Annotated in this window: 14 protein-coding genes; 8 read left to right on the top strand and 6 right to left on the bottom strand. The window is 53.5% G+C overall.

What is annotated here, in order from left to right; all coding sequences use genetic code 11:
• Window positions 1–785 precede the first annotated feature (785 nt).
• The gene (locus tag ACRZ94_RS15440; RefSeq protein WP_480797757.1) at window positions 786–1982 is read left to right on the top strand and encodes a trans-sulfuration enzyme family protein; all 1197 of its coding nucleotides are present in this window, start codon (window positions 786–788) and stop codon (window positions 1980–1982) included.
• Window positions 1983–2021: 39 nt separating this feature from the next.
• On the opposite strand, the gene ACRZ94_RS15435 is transcribed toward ACRZ94_RS15440, so the two are convergent.
• The 4 genes from ACRZ94_RS15435 to ACRZ94_RS15420 form a co-directional block, all read right to left on the bottom strand.
• Window positions 2022–3071: a lyase family protein gene (locus ACRZ94_RS15435; protein WP_480797756.1), complete on the bottom strand. Its 1050-nt coding sequence runs from the start codon at window positions 3069–3071 to the stop codon at window positions 2022–2024.
• Between the two features lie 37 nt (window positions 3072–3108).
• The gene (locus tag ACRZ94_RS15430; protein WP_480797755.1) at window positions 3109–4623 is read right to left on the bottom strand and encodes a tripartite tricarboxylate transporter permease; all 1515 of its coding nucleotides are present in this window, start codon (window positions 4621–4623) and stop codon (window positions 3109–3111) included.
• 6 nt (window positions 4624–4629) lie between these two features.
• Window positions 4630–5097 carry a tripartite tricarboxylate transporter TctB family protein gene (locus tag ACRZ94_RS15425; protein ID WP_480797754.1) on the bottom strand — a complete coding sequence of 156 codons (468 nt, stop codon included), beginning with the start codon at window positions 5095–5097 and terminating at the stop codon, window positions 4630–4632.
• A 71-nt stretch (window positions 5098–5168) separates the two neighbouring features.
• A complete protein-coding gene (locus ACRZ94_RS15420) occupies window positions 5169–6128 on the bottom strand; it encodes a Bug family tripartite tricarboxylate transporter substrate binding protein (RefSeq protein ID WP_480797753.1) in 960 nt (319 codons plus the stop codon).
• Window positions 6129–6237: 109 nt separating this feature from the next.
• Between ACRZ94_RS15420 and ACRZ94_RS15415 the strand changes: the two genes are divergently transcribed.
• Window positions 6238–7155 carry a LysR family transcriptional regulator gene (locus tag ACRZ94_RS15415; protein ID WP_480797752.1) on the top strand — a complete coding sequence of 306 codons (918 nt, stop codon included), beginning with the start codon at window positions 6238–6240 and terminating at the stop codon, window positions 7153–7155.
• On the opposite strand, the gene ACRZ94_RS15410 is transcribed toward ACRZ94_RS15415, so the two are convergent.
• Both ACRZ94_RS15410 and ACRZ94_RS15405 read right to left on the bottom strand, forming a co-directional pair.
• Complete coding sequence (locus tag ACRZ94_RS15410) at window positions 7152–7298, bottom strand: hypothetical protein (protein WP_480797751.1); 147 nt, start codon at window positions 7296–7298, stop codon at window positions 7152–7154. The two genes, ACRZ94_RS15415 and ACRZ94_RS15410, sit on opposite strands and share 4 nt — an antisense overlap.
• 43 nt (window positions 7299–7341) lie before the next feature.
• Window positions 7342–7974: a tyrosine-type recombinase/integrase gene (locus ACRZ94_RS15405; RefSeq protein WP_480797847.1), complete on the bottom strand. Its 633-nt coding sequence runs from the start codon at window positions 7972–7974 to the stop codon at window positions 7342–7344.
• Between the two features lie 536 nt (window positions 7975–8510).
• Between ACRZ94_RS15405 and ACRZ94_RS15400 the strand changes: the two genes are divergently transcribed.
• The 6 genes from ACRZ94_RS15400 to ACRZ94_RS15375 all read left to right on the top strand — a co-directional run bounded on the left by ACRZ94_RS15400 (window position 8511) and on the right by ACRZ94_RS15375 (window position 14784).
• Window positions 8511–9887, top strand: coding sequence for a hypothetical protein (locus ACRZ94_RS15400; protein ID WP_480797750.1), 1377 nt, complete (start codon window positions 8511–8513; stop codon window positions 9885–9887).
• Between the two features lie 106 nt (window positions 9888–9993).
• Window positions 9994–10743 (top strand): recombinase family protein, encoded by a 750-nt coding sequence (locus ACRZ94_RS15395; RefSeq protein ID WP_480797749.1) that lies wholly within the window; start codon window positions 9994–9996, stop codon window positions 10741–10743.
• 82 nt (window positions 10744–10825) lie between these two features.
• Window positions 10826–11734: a restriction endonuclease gene (locus tag ACRZ94_RS15390; protein ID WP_480797748.1), complete on the top strand. Its 909-nt coding sequence runs from the start codon at window positions 10826–10828 to the stop codon at window positions 11732–11734.
• Window positions 11735–11808: 74 nt separating this feature from the next.
• A complete protein-coding gene (locus ACRZ94_RS15385; RefSeq protein ID WP_480797747.1) occupies window positions 11809–12768 on the top strand; it encodes an ABC-three component system protein in 960 nt (319 codons plus the stop codon).
• A complete protein-coding gene (locus ACRZ94_RS15380) occupies window positions 12752–12991 on the top strand; it encodes an ABC-three component system middle component 8 (RefSeq protein WP_480797746.1) in 240 nt (79 codons plus the stop codon). The genes ACRZ94_RS15385 and ACRZ94_RS15380 overlap by 17 nt, the downstream gene beginning before the upstream one ends.
• A complete protein-coding gene (locus ACRZ94_RS15375; protein WP_480797745.1) occupies window positions 12988–14784 on the top strand; it encodes a DUF2326 domain-containing protein in 1797 nt (598 codons plus the stop codon). The genes ACRZ94_RS15380 and ACRZ94_RS15375 overlap by 4 nt, the downstream gene beginning before the upstream one ends.
• The last annotated feature ends 1147 nt before the right edge of the window (window positions 14785–15931 follow it).

Genomic DNA, 15931 nt, shown 5'->3' with positions numbered 1-15931 from the left:
CGCCGCTATTGCTGAAGCAGCATTTGCTCGCCGCTGCAGAATGCTTGTTGTTGCGGTGCGGCGCAAGTCATCGAAGCAGACAGTCCATGGCGTAGATCCGGCTGAAACCGAAACCAAGCTTTCGCCGCAGTCCAATCCGACAACTCAGACGCGGACAAACCTGGTGTTCCGCACTGGAATATGGATGTCTACTTAGGCGTGCTAAGCTGATCCCTTCCCTGTCAACAACGCGATTGCACTTAAATTGCACTAAAGACGTCATCCGCTTGTCCTGGGTCGATACGGCCAAAGTCGCCTGCATCGTTGCCCCATTCTCGGTCGGAGGAACCGGTGAACTCATCATCCAAACAGAGGTGTCACAGTACGTCTGCCCCGAGCTGTAGATCCTTTCCACTTACACCAAAGCCATCCATCACCATTTTCGATGCCAGCAGAGCGCCCGGTAGAACGGAAAAGAAAACAAGACCGTTGGGCTGGGTCGCGCTGCCCGACGATCTCAAGCAACAGATGGATGCCGTCGTCGATCATTGCAATCACCGGTGTTGTCACGAGAATCTGCAAACTCTATCCCGGCAGATATCTGCTTCCATCGCGACCAAATTATTATTAAACAACGAGAAAGGATCAAACGGAAGACCATTGAGACCAAGTGCTTGCTTCACCACAAATCCGCCGCATAATCAGTCGAGCCAGATGAGCCAGATCCTCTCTTGGTTCAGGCCGAAATCTGCCCAAAATCCATGACGACGGGTGGCCATTGGAAATAGAACTTGGAAGGAAAGACCATGAGCAAGATACGCCGGTCAGTTGTCCGACGGGATGTCATGCCTGGAAATACCGGATCGCCTCTGGTTAATCCTCTTTCACCATCGGCAATGTACACCTACGAAAGCGCCAGCCAGTTAGAGGCTGTTTTCAACCATGAAGCAGAGGGTTTTACTTACTCTCGCGACGGGCATCCCAATGCTGCCAGTTTGGCGGACAAACTAAACTGGATGGAACATGCGACCACCGGCATTATGACGGCATCCGGAATGACAGCACTTTCCGCCGCGATGTTTGCACTGTTGGAAAAGGGCGACTGCGTCGCAGCCGCATCGCAGCTCTATGGCCGCTCATTGCTAATGATTGATCGCGATCTACCTCGCCTGGGGTTTGAGACGCGAAAGTTTGATGCATCTGATCCTGCCACGTTTGAAACAGCTATTGTTCCCGGCACACGTATCGTTTTGGTCGAGATTATTTCGAACCCCATGCTGAGGGTGACACATTTCCAAGCGCTCGTTGCGGCGGCCCGCAAAGTGGGCGCGCTCGTTTTGGTAGACAATACGTTTACCACGCCACGCTTGTTCAACCCATTGAAACATGGCGCTGATCTGGTCATGCAGTCAGTGACAAAGATGCTATCGGGGCATTCAGATCTGAACCTTGGATATCTCGGTGCACGAGACCCCGACCTCATAGACCAGATAGAAGAAACGGTAAAAACACTGGGGTTCAACGCGAGCCCCTATAATTGCTGGATGGCCGAACGCGGTCTAAACACGTTTGATTTGCGCTTTGAACGAGCGCAAGAAAACGCGCTTAGGCTCGCGCGTTATTTCGAAGGTCACCCCATGATTAGCAAAGTCCACTATCCGGGTCTGCCAAGTCATCCAGACTTTGATCTGGCGAAAGAGCTACTGCCGGGAGCGGGCTCGATCCTATCCTTTGTACTGAACGGAGCACGGACCGAAGCTGACCGCTTCTTGGAATCCCTCAAAAGCATCCCATATGGTCCCACGCTGGGCGACGTGGCCACAATGGTAATCATGCCCTCTGTTTCTTCACACCGGAAGCTATCGCGAGAAGCACGACTGACGCTTGGTATCGAAGACAACCTGATCCGAGTTTCTGTTGGCATTGAAGCGTATGACATTATTGAGGGTGATTTCGCAGATGCTCTGCAACACGCCAGTTCTTCCTTAAGCGAAAGCAGATGAAGGAAGTTAAGCTCAGGTCTGTTACTTCTTTGATTGTATTTAATTCTTTGGTTCTTCGCAGACCAAATTCCGTTTCATCTGGCCTTCGTTGACTCTCAGATCAGTCAGCATCCGTTTCGCCCATGACAGAGCGCCGGATGATAGCAGAAACACCTCAGGAACCACGAGCCATTCGCCAACCCAGACACCGCCAGAACGCTCATGCTGGTGCATGGTCAGTTCTCCGATCTGCTCTGACCGCTGGCGCCCCAGCCTTGCGACGGCTTCGGCAAATTCACTGGCCCGCTGGTTGCGCTTGTGATGCATCGAGGATGAAGCGCCCTTGCCGTTTTCATGGCATTCGCAGACCTCACCGATATCGCTGGACGACAGCAGATTGATGTTGTGGGCTATTTTACAGATCGTCGCACAAAGCGCGCCGAGCGACGAGACAATATCGCCCACGCCATCACGCGCGTTTTGCCAATGAGGGTCTACCGCGCCAAGGCCAAGTTCCTTGGCCATTTGCGCCTTTATCCCTGCCCCGGTTCCAGCCTCATATTTTGACAAATCTCCCAACGGTCCGCCGACCTGAACCAGTATCCCGCGCCTTTCCGCTTCGATAATCGCCTCGCGACGGCGCAGGAGTTCTGCGCGCCAGACCTCAAACTTGGTCCGCAGCAGCATAGGAACGGCATGTTGCCCGTTGGTGCGCCCGATCATCTGCGTGGTGGGGTGCACCTCGATCAGGTCCGTCAGGGAGGATACGAGCTGATCGAGGTCGCTGAGCACTGTCGTCAGACCGAGCTTCATTTGCATCGCCAAGCCCGTGTCCATGATGTCTTGCGTCGTGCTGTTGAAATGGACATATGGCGCGAGATCTTTGCCAACATGTTCGCGCAATTGACCGACCAGACCGACGATGGGCCGTCCAACAAGCGCCATGTCCTCGCGCAATCGATCCTGGTCCAGATGCCCGATAGAAAATCCGTCCAACGCAACGACAGCTTCGCGCGGCACAAGACCTGCATCGCTTTGCGCGTGCATAAGTGCCTGTTCGACCTTGATCCATGCAGAGATTGTTGAGGCTTCAGACCAGATACGGCGCATTTCTGTGCTCGAAAAGCTACCCTGCATGAGTTGCCAATCAAGCATCACCCAGCCCTCCCTGAATCAATTTGCGCTCTTTCATGATGCCGCGGATACGGAAGGCAATGGCTCCAGCCCCAAGGATCAGGAAAGCAAGCGCGATTGGGCGTTCTACAAAGATCAGGGCACCGCCGTCCGACATCAACAGCGATTGGCGAAAAGTCTCTTCCGCGCCCTTGGCCAGGACAAACGAGATCACGAAGGCTGCGATGTTGAAATCATATTTGCGCATCAACCACCCGACGAACCCGGCACAGGTCATGACCGTGACATCAAACATCGACCCGCGCGCCGAATACGCCGCCACAAAGGCGGTCATGAAGATCAGTGGGTATAGAACATTTGTCGGGATTTTCAGGATCAGACGGGCAACCTGTGTGGCCCCGAAGTAACCGATCAGGCCATAGGCCAGAATACCAAGCATACCGCAGGCAAATAGCTTGTAGACAAGTTCCTTGTCGGTCAGGAACAGCGTCGGCCCCACCTGAATGCCGTGGATCAGGAACACGCCCAAAAGGATCGCACCGATTGTCGAGCCGGGAATGCCCAGTGTCAGCAGCGGCGCCATGGATGGGCCGGACACAGCATTGTTCGCGGCTTCCGGCGCGGCGACGCCTTCCAGCGCACCTTGGCCCCACTCTTCGGGATTCTTCGCGCGGCGTTTTCCTTCCCCATAAGAGATGAAGGCCGCAATTGCAGAACCCAGACCTGGCAGGACACCGATGCCTGCCCCAATAAACCCACCGCGGAGGGCGTGGGGTAAACAGGGCTTATATTCCTCCCATGTCAGATCGTTGCCGTCGGCAATGCTTTTGTTTTCTTTGGTCTCGCCGGTCGCCTTGCGACGTTCTTCGAGTTGAGCAAAAACCTCACCCAGAACAAACACACCGATCATCAGCGGCACCAGACCGATCCCGTTGGATAAGTCGAATGAGCCGAATGTGTAGCGTTCTTCGCTGGAAATCGGATCGAGACCAACCATTGCCACCAAAATACCCAGGAGGGCGGAGGCCAAGCCTTTGACGATAGACTTCCCGATCACCGACCCGATCACCACAAAGGCGGCGAAGTAAATCGCGAACGTCTCTGGCGGTCCGAGTTTCAGCGCTATCGCTGCAATGAAACCAACGCCGACAACCAACAGAATGTCTCCCATCAAGTCACCGATGACGGATGAAATCGTGGCGACCTTCATTGCTTTGCCCGCCTTGCCTGCGCGAGCCAGCGGATAACCATCAATATGGGTTGCCGCACTTGCGGCCGTGCCCGGCGTATTGAACAGGATGGCCGCGATAGAACCGCCGTAGCGTCCCGATTTACCGATCACATAGAGAAAGGCGAGCGCGAACAGAGGCGACATGTAGAAGGTGATCGGCAACAGCATCGCGATTGCAGCTGATGCCGTCAGACCGGGCGTGGCCCCCACAATCATGCCAACAGCAGCGGCAAGAACAATTGCGAACAGCAGCATCGGGTCGGTGATGACCGAAAGAAGGGCGGGAAAGATTTCCATGAGATACTACCCCTGTATCCAGCTAAGTAGGTCGAAAACTTCGCCATAAGGCGGAAAGACACCAAGCAGCACGAAAAAGATGAGATGAAAGACCAGCGGGCAGACGACCACGGATACCGCAAGACCGATCCAGCTGCGCACGCCGAACATATAAAGCACGATGGGGGCCACGATGGCCGTGGGCAGCAAGTAACCGAACCAGCGGAAGGATTGCTGGTAGATCAGTGCAATGATGAACAGCGCGACAATCTGAGCAGTTGCTCCGTTATCCGTATTCGCCGTGACAACATCTCCAGTCTGGCGGGGCGCGCCCACGAGTAGAAACCCAGACAACACAAAAAGCGCAACCGAGGCAGAAAACGGGACAATCCCGGCCCAGGTGTCTCCGGGTGAAGCCGCAGGTACCTGCCATGCGCCCCAGATTGCGAACATCGAAATGGTGGCCAGCACCAAGCCCTCAGCATAGGCACGCATGTCTTCCTCCCTGAGTTTTTCGTGCACAGAAAAAAGCCGGGGGCGTTAAGCCGCCCGGCCTTGGTGTTTTTCTAGTTTGAGAGGCTTTCGACCAAGGGTGCTGCATCGTTCTTCATTGAACTCAACGTGGCCTTGGCATCCGCGCCGTTCTGATAGACCGGCCCTGTTCCGCGCGAGGCCAGAAATTCAGCAAACTCCGGCTTCGCCGCGATCTGCTCCAATGCGGATTCCATCGCTGCAACCACTTCCGGCGGTGTGCCCTTCGGGGCAAACACGATCACCGGTGAAGACACGGCCGCAAATGGAATACCGAGTTCACCGAAGGACGGAACATCAGACATGATACCGTCGCGTTCTTGACTGTTCACGGCCAACGCACGCAGTTGGTCTTCGAACCCGGCCAACTGTTGTACGCCCAGGAACCCGAAATCGGCCTGCTCTCCGATCAAAGCGGCACGGGTCGGCCCGCCGCCTTTGAAAGGAACATCCTGCGCTTCAATACCGTTATTGGCTAGAAATCCCATTCCGCCGACGTGGTGAAAACCACCGCGACCAGAATGCGCCCAGCGAAGCGAGCCGGGATTGGCTTTGGCAGCGTCGATCACGTCCTGAACAGATTGGAACGGACTGTCTTTGGGAACCATCAGCGAGGTTTGCAATTCACCAACCTGAGCGACAAAGTCAAAGCTCTCCAGAGCGTCAATGTCGGTATCGCGCGTCATGGTAGACAGCAGGAACGAACCCCCAGAGGTCATCAACATGGTATAGCCATCCGGTCGGGCGCCGACGACCGAATTGGCGCCATTCAAGCCACCCGATCCGGGTTTGTTGACGACCACAACCGGTACCTCCAGAATGCCTTCAGCTGCGGCTGAAATGGCGCGGGCATAAGCGTCTGTGCCACCGCCGGCTTTATAGGGTACAATCAGGTTGATCGGGCGTTTGGGCCAATCGGCCGCGAAACTGGCGGTTGCAGTTGCCACAACGGCAAAACCTGCCAAAGCAGCGGAGATAAGCGTTCTGCGTTTCATGAAGTCCTCCCTATTTTCTTTCCTGATTTCATCTAGCAGACGCGCTGGATTGCGAAAAATGCAAAGATGTTTAGTTTACTTGCACTGAATGCAAGTGACGGTGACGAACATGAATATCAAAGCCCTACGCGCGTTTAGAGCGACGTTGTCGGAAGGATCCCTCGCAGCGGCAGCGAACATATTGCACCTGTCCCAACCGGCAGTGAGCCGATTGATCTCGGGCCTCGAAGGCGAGTTGCGACTTGATCTCTTTGATCGAAGTGGTCGCAACCTTACACCAACAGCTGAGGGGCTTGCCTTTTATCGCGAAGCGGGGCGTATTCTCGACAATCTCGACGAAATCCCGGGCATCGCTGCCGAGATCCGGGCAGGCCGTACACAAAGCCTTCGTATCGTCGCGATGCCACGCATCGCCCGAGCGCTCGCCTCTCCTGCGGTTGGTCAATTTGTAAGAGCCAACCCTGACACCAATGTCAGCCTGGACGTTCGCGCTCGTCGCGAGGCTGGAAAATGGTTGGCCGGCCGCGAGTATGATATCGGTATTGGGGCACTGCCAGTCGAACATCCGGAGATCCGAACCGAGCTGTTACTGCGCGTAAGAGCACAGGCCGTTGTTCCTGTCGATCATCCACTCGCCGATCTGAAGGAGATTTCCATCGACAAACTGGCAGACGTTCCAATTGTCCGACTGATGCACGGATTGCTTCTGCGCGATCAACTGGATGACATGTTTCGATCAGCAGGGCTACTCCCAAAGCAGACTTGCGAAGTTGCATCTTCTTCGTTGGCCTGCGCGCTCGTCGCCGATGGTGGAGGCGTTACCATCGCAGATGAACTTGTCGCTGCTAACGTGGACAAAGACCGCATTCGAACCGTTCCGATCACGCCAGAACGCTGGATGTCCTTTGGACTTCTGTTCCCGGTTAAGGCAGAACCAAGCGAAGCTTGCGTGCAGTTCATCGGGGTGTTGAAGGCGCATGTGGCAAACTTGGCGGAGGCAAGCGCCACAATCGAGGTCGTGAATTAGCGACCAGCTCGGTCCTGCATGACATCTCGCTGGAAGTTCGACTTGCCGAAAGCCTTTTCATTCATAAAGCTGACATTCGCGCATCGCGCAGCATTGGCCAAAGTGGGATCGGCACCGACCAACGCCGCATGAGGGATAGACATCCTCTTCGGGATGGCGAACGGCAGGACCGTTCGCCGGGGTAGCTCAGATATCGATGCGCTCAGCGATGCTCAGGGCATCTTCGAGTTCAACACCAAGGTAGCGCACTGTACTATCGACCTTTGTGTGACCAAGCAGCAGTTGGACTGCGCGGAGGTTGCCGGTTTTTCGATAAATCTCCGCTGCCTTGGTCCGGCGAAGTGAATGCGTTCCGTAACCACTTGGCTCCAATCCTATTGCCATGACCCAATTGCGAACAAGCCGACCATATTGTCGCGTTGAGATATGTGGGCGGTCATGGAAGCGGCTGGGAAACATGAACCGACACCCAAACATCTCTGGGGATTTGACCCATGCCAGGACGGTTTCACGCGTGTTTTCCGTCAGTTCGAACTGCACAGGTCGCTTGGTCTTGCTCTGGATCACGGAAACGCGTTCCCGAACGCGGTCGTCCTTTACAAGGTCTGACACGGCCAATTTCACGAGATCACAACCACGCAGCTTGCTGTCGATGGCGACGTTAAACAAAGCCAGGTCGCGGAGATAACCCGCCAGCTCAAGCCGCGCCCGGATCGCCCAGACCTGCTTTGGCAGCAAAGGCCGCTTTTGACCGATGATCCGTCCCTTGTTCCAGGCTCTGCGTTTTGGGGTGGTTGCGGGAAGTTGGACTCTTGGCATAATTTGCCCTCCGATCCACCCTCCAAGCCCAGTCATCAGCACCGCGCCGACGGGACGAAGCTACACTCTCAATGAATGACCGGTATCAGAGACGCGCGATGTCGGTCGTTGCCGCATGAGAATTGGGCAGCTCAGAGCCCAAGTAAACCGATGCTGCACGGCGTGCTAGTGTCAGCTTCGCGTTTTGGACAGTGCTTGACACCTATGATGGAAGTCCCGTGATCTAAAGGAGGTCGCGGCAGAGTAAGCTTTGGAACTGCGGTTGTGCAAAGATCATAAACGCGTATAGAAGCAACGACGCACGAGATTCCGGGCGGCTTGGAAACTTGGGATCATCCGCCTCGTTGTAGGCTCGCATTCTTCGACCAACCCTACGCTGCATAAGCTAGGTGTTCTCAGGATTACCTTCTAGCGCTGGTGTGATCGGTATCAGACTAGCGGGCCAGAGATCCTAAAGGATCGACTTCCTAAGTCGTCGCGGGCTCCCGCAATGATGTGCCGAACCAGAGTTCGCTCGATCTCATTCACATGCGTTCTTGATCGATTTTTTGTCTGACACTACCGTTTGGTTCTGCGAGCCGGACTCCTATTCGCCCGCAAATAAAAAACAGAAGGATAACACTTTGCCAGTTACGATAGACACGTCCATCGATTTCACTAACCCAGATCTCAAAGACTTTTTAATCGATGAAGATCGCGAACAATATGCGCTTTTCGATCACACCGTCGACGCAGGTCAGATCATCGCGTCGCCCCCTGAAGACTATCTCCACGATCCGTCGCTAGACGTCAGAGAAAGCGAGGTTCCGGATACCAAAACCTACGACTTCCTCGTCGAGGAAGTTTACCGGGTCAAACAATCAAATGGGATAATCGGCCGGGTCCCTGCGACTGTCCACTCAAAGGCAAAGCTGGAAATCTATTGTGACTTTCTTTTGTTCTTGAAATCGACGCTGAGCGACGTTGGTAAAGCTCACGCACGGGAACTTCTGCGAAACTACAACATCAATGATCATGGCCGAAACATTTACAACTATCTCGAAGCTGAGATGGATCCCGCTCGGCTCACAGATGATGACTTTGATGTTGTTCCTGGCGTTCGCATCAAAAAAATCTGGCAAGACAAAGAAGACGAATGGCGCGCGAGCCAACGAAACCCAAGCAGATCACCGGATCCATGGCAGCGCCTCACCGGCTACGTGATCGACTTCAACGATGCGCAACGAAGACGGGTCCTCGCGCAGTACGACAACGACATCGAAACGGATATGAACACCCGGGTCGATGTAATCGGAGGCGTAAACGACAACGGAGACGAAATCGATAGACCTGTCCTCGGGACAATCATCACCGAGAACAACGTGACCCTTACGGATCCTCCAGAAGCTGAGTCACGCAAAATCGTTGAAGCCGACTCAAGCACTAACTCCGCAGCCGAGCTTGAGCTTCCCGCTGGGTTCACCGATAGTGAGGCGATTAGCTTCATCAACACTCTCATGGAAGATTCTACGCGCGATGCCTGTCCTCCGCGCGACATGCAAAAGAAAACAATTCGAATAATGACGGTTCTTCAATACCCGGAGTTCAAGGTTGTCTGGAAACGCGCTACAATCAAGATCGGCTGTGCTCGGATTTCGTTCAAGTACCCAACCATTCAAACCCGCACGTGTAAGCGCGTTCTCTACGCGCACTACTCAATTCCTAAGCGACTTGGCGTGACACTCTTCAAAATCGCAGAAACCTGCGCCATTCGATCCGCCCTCGCGAGCGCTGTTATCGGCATCGTACTCGCAAATCCTGGCGCAGCAGCAACAAGCTTCTCGTCGCTCTTCAAGGCCTGCGTCAAACGCGAACTGGAGCGATGTATCAACCCCGGAATGTATATGATGAAAGAACGAACAGGCTGGTCATAGGTGATCTGTTACCAATGCCTCAAAACTTGCTGGAGGCCTCAATCGAGAATACTAGGGTCACCAGCAGCTTTCGTAGCCAAGCGGACCTTGGGGCCGCCGCAGCGAATTGGCGCTTTGTCCCGCATCTTGTGATTTCGCCCAAGGCGAGACGAATGGCAGGCTTCATTTAAAGCGCCGCAAAAAGGACCCTTTTTGCGGCGCTTTCAGCGCTACCGCTAAGCCATTGATTCCAATTGCTCTGGACTGCCGCAAAATCCTCGTGCAAAAGGTTTCTATGAAGATTGGCTATGCACGAGTGTCTACAGAAGAACAGAACCTTGACTTGCAGATCGAGGCGCTGACCGAAGCCGGGTGCGACCGTATCATCACTGACAAAGCGCAAAGCGGCGCGACAGCGGCAGAAACTCGCACGGGTTTTTCAGAGGCAATGGAACAATTGGGCGAGGGCGATCTTCTGGTGGTCTGGAAGCTAGACAGGGTAGGGCGGTCCATCGCTGACCTGATCCACCTTCTGAAACTCTTCGGGGATCTTGGTATCGAATTCCGCAGCCTGATGGACGGGATCGACACGACGACCGCAGGTGGACGGCTTGTGTTTCATATCATGGGCGCCTTGGCTGAGTTTGAGCGTGATCTGATCCAAGAGCGGACCAAGGCAGGTCTTCGAGCCGCGAAGAAGCGCGGCAAACGGTTGGGCCGACCACCCGCCCTGACTGCCGCACAAATCTTTCACGCGAAGACCGCTATCGAAGCGAAACGCGAGACCGTTTCCGGGATGGCAGAGCTCCTTGGCGTGAACCGCAGCACTTTGCAAAGGGCACTGTCCCGTGAATTGACGGGAGGCCAGGGCAACTAGTGAAAGTCAGATTGCGAAGGGCTACAGGAGCGTTCAGCGAGAACATGTTAGCGGCTCCGTTCTTATTCCAGTGGGGTCGCTCATGAATTTCGTCGAGGAACAATGCGTGGAAGATCTCGCAGACTTACTCTACAATTTCTTGCCCGGGAGCGGAAACTCCCGGACAGCATTCCCATTGGCGGCCGCACAAGTCCAATGCGAAGACCACTGGATCGGTGGGAGCAAGCGCCCGGCGATTGTCCAAATGTTGTCCTCAATCCTCAGTCAACGGCGTCACAAGTTTAGCCCATTGATGCTTGCGATCGTACGACAATCGATGACTTGGCGCAGAGGCAAAGGCGAGCCTCTAACCCGGGCGGAGATAGATGGATTGAACGTCCTGCTCTTGCGTTTGTCGTTAAAAGTGCCAGAGCTGAACGATCCCGCGTTTCTTGAAACACTGCCTGGAGACCAGTCCGAGCCGGAGACGAAGGCGGCGCCGAAGGTCACTAGACTTTCGGACGAATTGGCGCAGGCGCTATCGGCTCGCTTGATTGGCCTATTTGAACACCCGCCTCAGCGGCGTGGTTATGAATATGAGCGCTTTCTCAATGAGCTTTTTGACGCTTATGGTCTGACGCCACGGGCACCTTTCAGGCTGACAGGCGAACAGATAGACGGAAGCTTCAAGCTGCATGGGGAGACTTACCTCGTCGAAGCCAAATGGCAAGCAGGCCTGACGGCACAATCCGATCTGCTAACCTTCTCGGGAAAGGTCTCGGGCAAGGCTACGTGGACGCGCGGGCTCTTCATCAGTAATTCGGGTTTTTCCGAGGATGGCCTGAAGGCATTCGGGACGGGTCGGCGCACAAACATTATCTGTGCCGATGGGCTCGATCTGCATCAGGTCGTTCATAACCGTCTCTCATTGATCGACGTGCTTGACGAAAAGCTACGCCGCGCCGCAGAAACCAATCTGGCATTCGTTCCAGTTCGAGATCTGCTGGGATGAGGTGTGAACGATTTTCTGTTGCTCGTGACACCAATGTCCATATAACGGTTGGCAAAAATTGAGGCCAAATCGATATGATCCGTTACTTTGATTTGAGCGATGATCAGTTCGAAAAAATAGTTGTCGCAATTGGTCAAAGACTCTTTGGAGCCGGTTTGATGGGGTTTGCTGCTGGAAAAGACGGCGGAAGAGACGCAAAATTCAAAGGCACCGCAGAACAATACCCGTCAAAAGCGTCGCCCTGGACAGGATGCACTGTCATCCAAGCCAAGCACACCCACGGACTAAATGCTTCTTTTAGCGATCCAACAGTGTGTAATGCGGAGAAGCTGACAGGGCTGATCTGTGAAGAAATCCCAAAAATCAAAGACCTCTATGAGAGCGGCGAGGCGCAAAACTACTTATTGATCTCTAACCGCAAGCTGTCAGGGATTGCCGAAGCGAAACTTACAAAGCTGATCTCAGATCAGACCGGCATGGCCATAGAGAATATCGCGCTTGCAGGAACGCAGCAGCTTGATGATTGGTTGGAGTTGTTTCCAGATGCGCAGGCCTCACTTTCTATCAACCCCTTGCAGTCGCCGCTAATCGTTAGACCCGACGATCTGGCAGACACCATCGAAGGTTTTCGGGAGGCCGTCGCAGTTGCGTCACCCGACGAAGATCGCAGCACGCCGACACCGCGCACACCACTGGTGGAAAAAAATCGCCTTAACAATATGACGCCGGATTTTGAGGCCACTCTTCGTAGGCTCTATTTTGAGCTGATGTTCGACATCCGGAAGTTTTTGTCTGACCCGATCAACGAATCCTTTAAGGCGTCGTATCAAGAAGCCGTTGAAGAGTTCAGTTTGAAGATCATCGCCAAACGGGCCGAATACGAAACCTTCGATGATGTCTTTAACTATCTGCTGGATCTTTTGATCGACCGATCCGGCATTCTAAGGTCGAACAAGCGGCTTACCCGCGCTATGCTCTACTACATGTATTGGAACTGTGACATCGGGAGGGATAAAGATGATCAGACCGTCTAAACATGCCCATCCTGACCTCACGGTGATGAGCGTCGCGTTCGTCATTTTAGAGCGACTGAAGAAGAAGCGAACTGAAACCTATGCTGATTTGGTCAACCTGGTTGAAAAACGAACTAAGAGCGCCAAAACGCTGTTTCTACCGGCGTTGAACCTTCTGTTTATGCTAGGGCTGATCCGCTATCTGCCGAAGGCCGACCGGTTCGAATACCTGGAGCAGTCATGAGGCTGCGCAGACTCTATAGCAACCTTGATCACTACTTCACGCCGATCCAGTTCAATGACGGTTTGAACGTGGTGTTGGCTGAAATACGCCTGCCCGAAAACAAGTCAAAAAGTTCCCACAACCTGGGTAAATCAACACTCGCACGCGTGATTGACTTTTGTTTGTTGGGCAGCGCGAACAAGGACCACTTCTTCAAGAAGAGAGGAGACCTCTTTGGCGAGTTTGTTTTCTTTCTGGAGATTGAACTACTGGATGGATCGTACCTGACCATCCGGCGCGCAGCCGCAAACACGTCGAAGGTGAGCTTTTCCTTGTCACCTGCGACACAGCCAGACTTAACCAGCTTAACCGAAGACGCTTGGTCACACTTTGAATTGCCGTTCGCCAAAGCAAAGTCTTTACTGGATGGCTATCTGGACTTGAGGGACATTGATCCGTGGAAGTTCAGAAACGCAATCGGATATTTTCTACGCACCCAAGCGGACTACGACGATGTCTTCAAGCTCCAGCGCCATGCCGGGGGAGACAAAGACTGGAAGCCAGTTCTTGCAAGGATTCTTGGTCTGGATGCGGCCATATTCACCAATCGATATGAGTTGAAGGCGGACATCGATATGAAGGCGGCACTGCTGGCAAGTGCCGAGCGGGACGCTAAGGGTAGTGAGGATGACCCGGAAAAGATCGACGCTCTAATTCAGCTGCGCGAGGTGGACGTAGCGCGAATGCAAGGTGAACTGGATGGCTTTGATTTTGAAGGTTTCGATGCTGACAAAACAACGGCCGTCGTCGATCAGATTGACGCTCAAATCGCAGATTTGAACCAACGCCGCTACACTTTATCTCATACTGTGGCAGAGTTGGAACGCGGCTTGGTAGCTGACAAGATTGCTTTTGACCCCCAAAAGGCAAAAGTGCTCTTTGAAGAAGCAGGTGTAAATTTTCCTGAGCAGGTGAAGACAGATTTCGAGCAGCTGATCGCGTTCAACAAAGCCATCACAGAAGAGCGTAGTGAATACATTCGCGAAGAGCTCAGTTCATCGAAAACCGAAATCGACCGGATCAATGCAGAGCTGAGAATTCTGAATACACAACGCCGCAAGAACCTTGAATATCTGCGTAGCGAAGACGTGTTCGAAAAATATCGCACGCTTTCAGCCGAAGTGGCCAAAACCGCTGCGGAAGTTGAGCTGCTAAAACGCCAGCACAACACATTGTCAGACATCCAAGACAAACGGCGCGAACTTCGGGAGGCGAAAGCAACCTACGCAGAACTGCAGGGGGTCGCCGAGCAAGCTCTGCGGCAGGCTAGCCAAGAAAGGACAAGCCTCTTGTCCAAAGTACGAGAGTACTTCAGTGGCCAGTTAAAGGAAGTTCTGGGTCGAGACGCTATCCTTTCAGTCTCACTCAATGGCGAAGGTAACTTGGAATTCCGCACCGATTTTGTGGATGGCAATGAGATGTCCACCAGCGAAGCGGACGGAACCTCATACAAAAAACTGCTATGTGTTGCTTTTGATCTAGCGATTGTCAGAGCGCACTTGGAAGGTGCGTTTCCGCGGTTTGTTTTTCATGATGGAATTTTTGAGTTGTTAGATCCTCGTCCGAAACTGAACCTTCTCGCCTCCGTGCGGGCGTACTCTGATCTTGGCATCCAGTCGATCATCACCGTCATGGATTTTGATTTTCCACCCGTTGAAGCAGATAGCGATCAAGGATTAGACGAGGAGGACATCGTTCTACGCTTACACGACGATGGTGAGCAAGGTCGACTGTTTCATTTTGAGCGTTGGTAAGAACAGCCTGATTGGCTGCTTTCGCTTTCCGCAGCCCTGCACCAATTCCGGTACACAATATCACTCGATGCTTTAATGCTTTAGCCAAGACCAGAGACATACGCTAGTGAAGCGGTAGAGGTGAATGAAATCGAGCTCTTGCAGCGAACGGCAGGTTTGACGAGCCGCACTGCAGCATCTCCAATGTCGGTCGAAGTTCAGGAATGGGCCGCAATTGGCAGATAACAGCCTACACAAAAGATCGAACAGTTGCGAGTTACAGCGACTGATCTACGGTCCTGGATCTCACCCGTTGATAAAAGAAAAATTGACATGGGGTGCTAACTTATGTCGAGCGTCCACCGGTTCTCTGGTCCAACTATGACGGTTGGACCAGGCACGTGTGACGTTCAACAGGTTCGTCAAGTGTCAGAATAATAATCTAACGAGGAATGCACTCCGCACAATGTTGGTCCAGGCCAATCTCCAAAAACACGAAAACCCACGCTTACGCGTGGGCCTCGGAAAGAGGGCAATACAAGCTCGCGCCTCGACTCTCATATGGAACCATAGTAGTCAAATATCAAGAGCCGGGTGGTTGTCTGAACTTCGTAGCCGGTAGACGGATCTGCAGCTCAAAGACAATTTCATTGCAATGGTACTATCCGGCTAGGTGCGCCATCTGATGTTGGGCGCTCACCCTGTCCTGGTCGCACTGTGACGGTTGGGTCACGGTCGTGTGGCGTTCAACAAGGTTGCATCAGCGATGTTTGGGAATTTAGATGAAGGCGCGCTCTGCTGACCTATCCATGTGAACCCATGGAACGCACACTATACGGAGACAGTTCGGTACAGCAGGCGACTGCACAGTGCTGCGTATAAGGTATGGCTCTTAAGATTTCCACAACAAATGTTAGCAGCTGCCAATGTAAAACAACAAGTGGCGACGAGAGGTAGCCAAATTGCTGTTGTCCCGTGAAGGAGTTGCAACGCGCTGTCGTGGATCTAAAACTCGATACCAATTTCATTGCAAAAGGACTGTTCGGCTTGGTGCGCCATCTGATGTTGAGCGTTCACCCTATCCTGGTCGCACTATGACGGTTGGGTCAGGTTTGTGTGACGTTCAACACTAAGTTATTGAAATACTGTAAGCGGTGCGCGGATCACA

The sequence above is a fragment of the Ruegeria sp. CH10 genome (genome assembly GCF_056537125.1).
The sequence above is the reverse complement of the archived record's forward strand: the minus strand, read 5'-3'. Positions and strand labels throughout refer to the sequence as shown.

Bases quoted from the DNA above. Each gene is read 5' to 3' on its own strand.
- ACRZ94_RS15435 (WP_480797756.1), bottom strand. From the start codon at position 3,071: ATGCGCCGTATCTGGTCTGAAGCCTCAACAATCTCTGCATGGATCAAG.
- ACRZ94_RS15420 (WP_480797753.1), bottom strand. From the start codon at position 6,128: ATGAAACGCAGAACGCTTATCTCCGCTGCTTTGGCAGGTTTTGCCGTT.
- ACRZ94_RS15440 (WP_480797757.1), top strand. From the start codon at position 786: ATGAGCAAGATACGCCGGTCAGTTGTCCGACGGGATGTCATGCCTGGA.
- ACRZ94_RS15405 (WP_480797847.1), bottom strand. From the start codon at position 7,974: ATGCCAAGAGTCCAACTTCCCGCAACCACCCCAAAACGCAGAGCCTGG.
- ACRZ94_RS15385 (WP_480797747.1), top strand. From the start codon at position 11,809: ATGATCCGTTACTTTGATTTGAGCGATGATCAGTTCGAAAAAATAGTT.
- ACRZ94_RS15390 (WP_480797748.1), top strand. From the start codon at position 10,826: ATGAATTTCGTCGAGGAACAATGCGTGGAAGATCTCGCAGACTTACTC.
- ACRZ94_RS15425 (WP_480797754.1), bottom strand. From the start codon at position 5,097: ATGCGTGCCTATGCTGAGGGCTTGGTGCTGGCCACCATTTCGATGTTC.
- ACRZ94_RS15380 (WP_480797746.1), top strand. From the start codon at position 12,752: ATGATCAGACCGTCTAAACATGCCCATCCTGACCTCACGGTGATGAGC.
- ACRZ94_RS15375 (WP_480797745.1), top strand. From the start codon at position 12,988: ATGAGGCTGCGCAGACTCTATAGCAACCTTGATCACTACTTCACGCCG.
- ACRZ94_RS15410 (WP_480797751.1), bottom strand. From the start codon at position 7,298: ATGTCTATCCCTCATGCGGCGTTGGTCGGTGCCGATCCCACTTTGGCC.
- ACRZ94_RS15415 (WP_480797752.1), top strand. From the start codon at position 6,238: ATGAATATCAAAGCCCTACGCGCGTTTAGAGCGACGTTGTCGGAAGGA.
- ACRZ94_RS15430 (WP_480797755.1), bottom strand. From the start codon at position 4,623: ATGGAAATCTTTCCCGCCCTTCTTTCGGTCATCACCGACCCGATGCTG.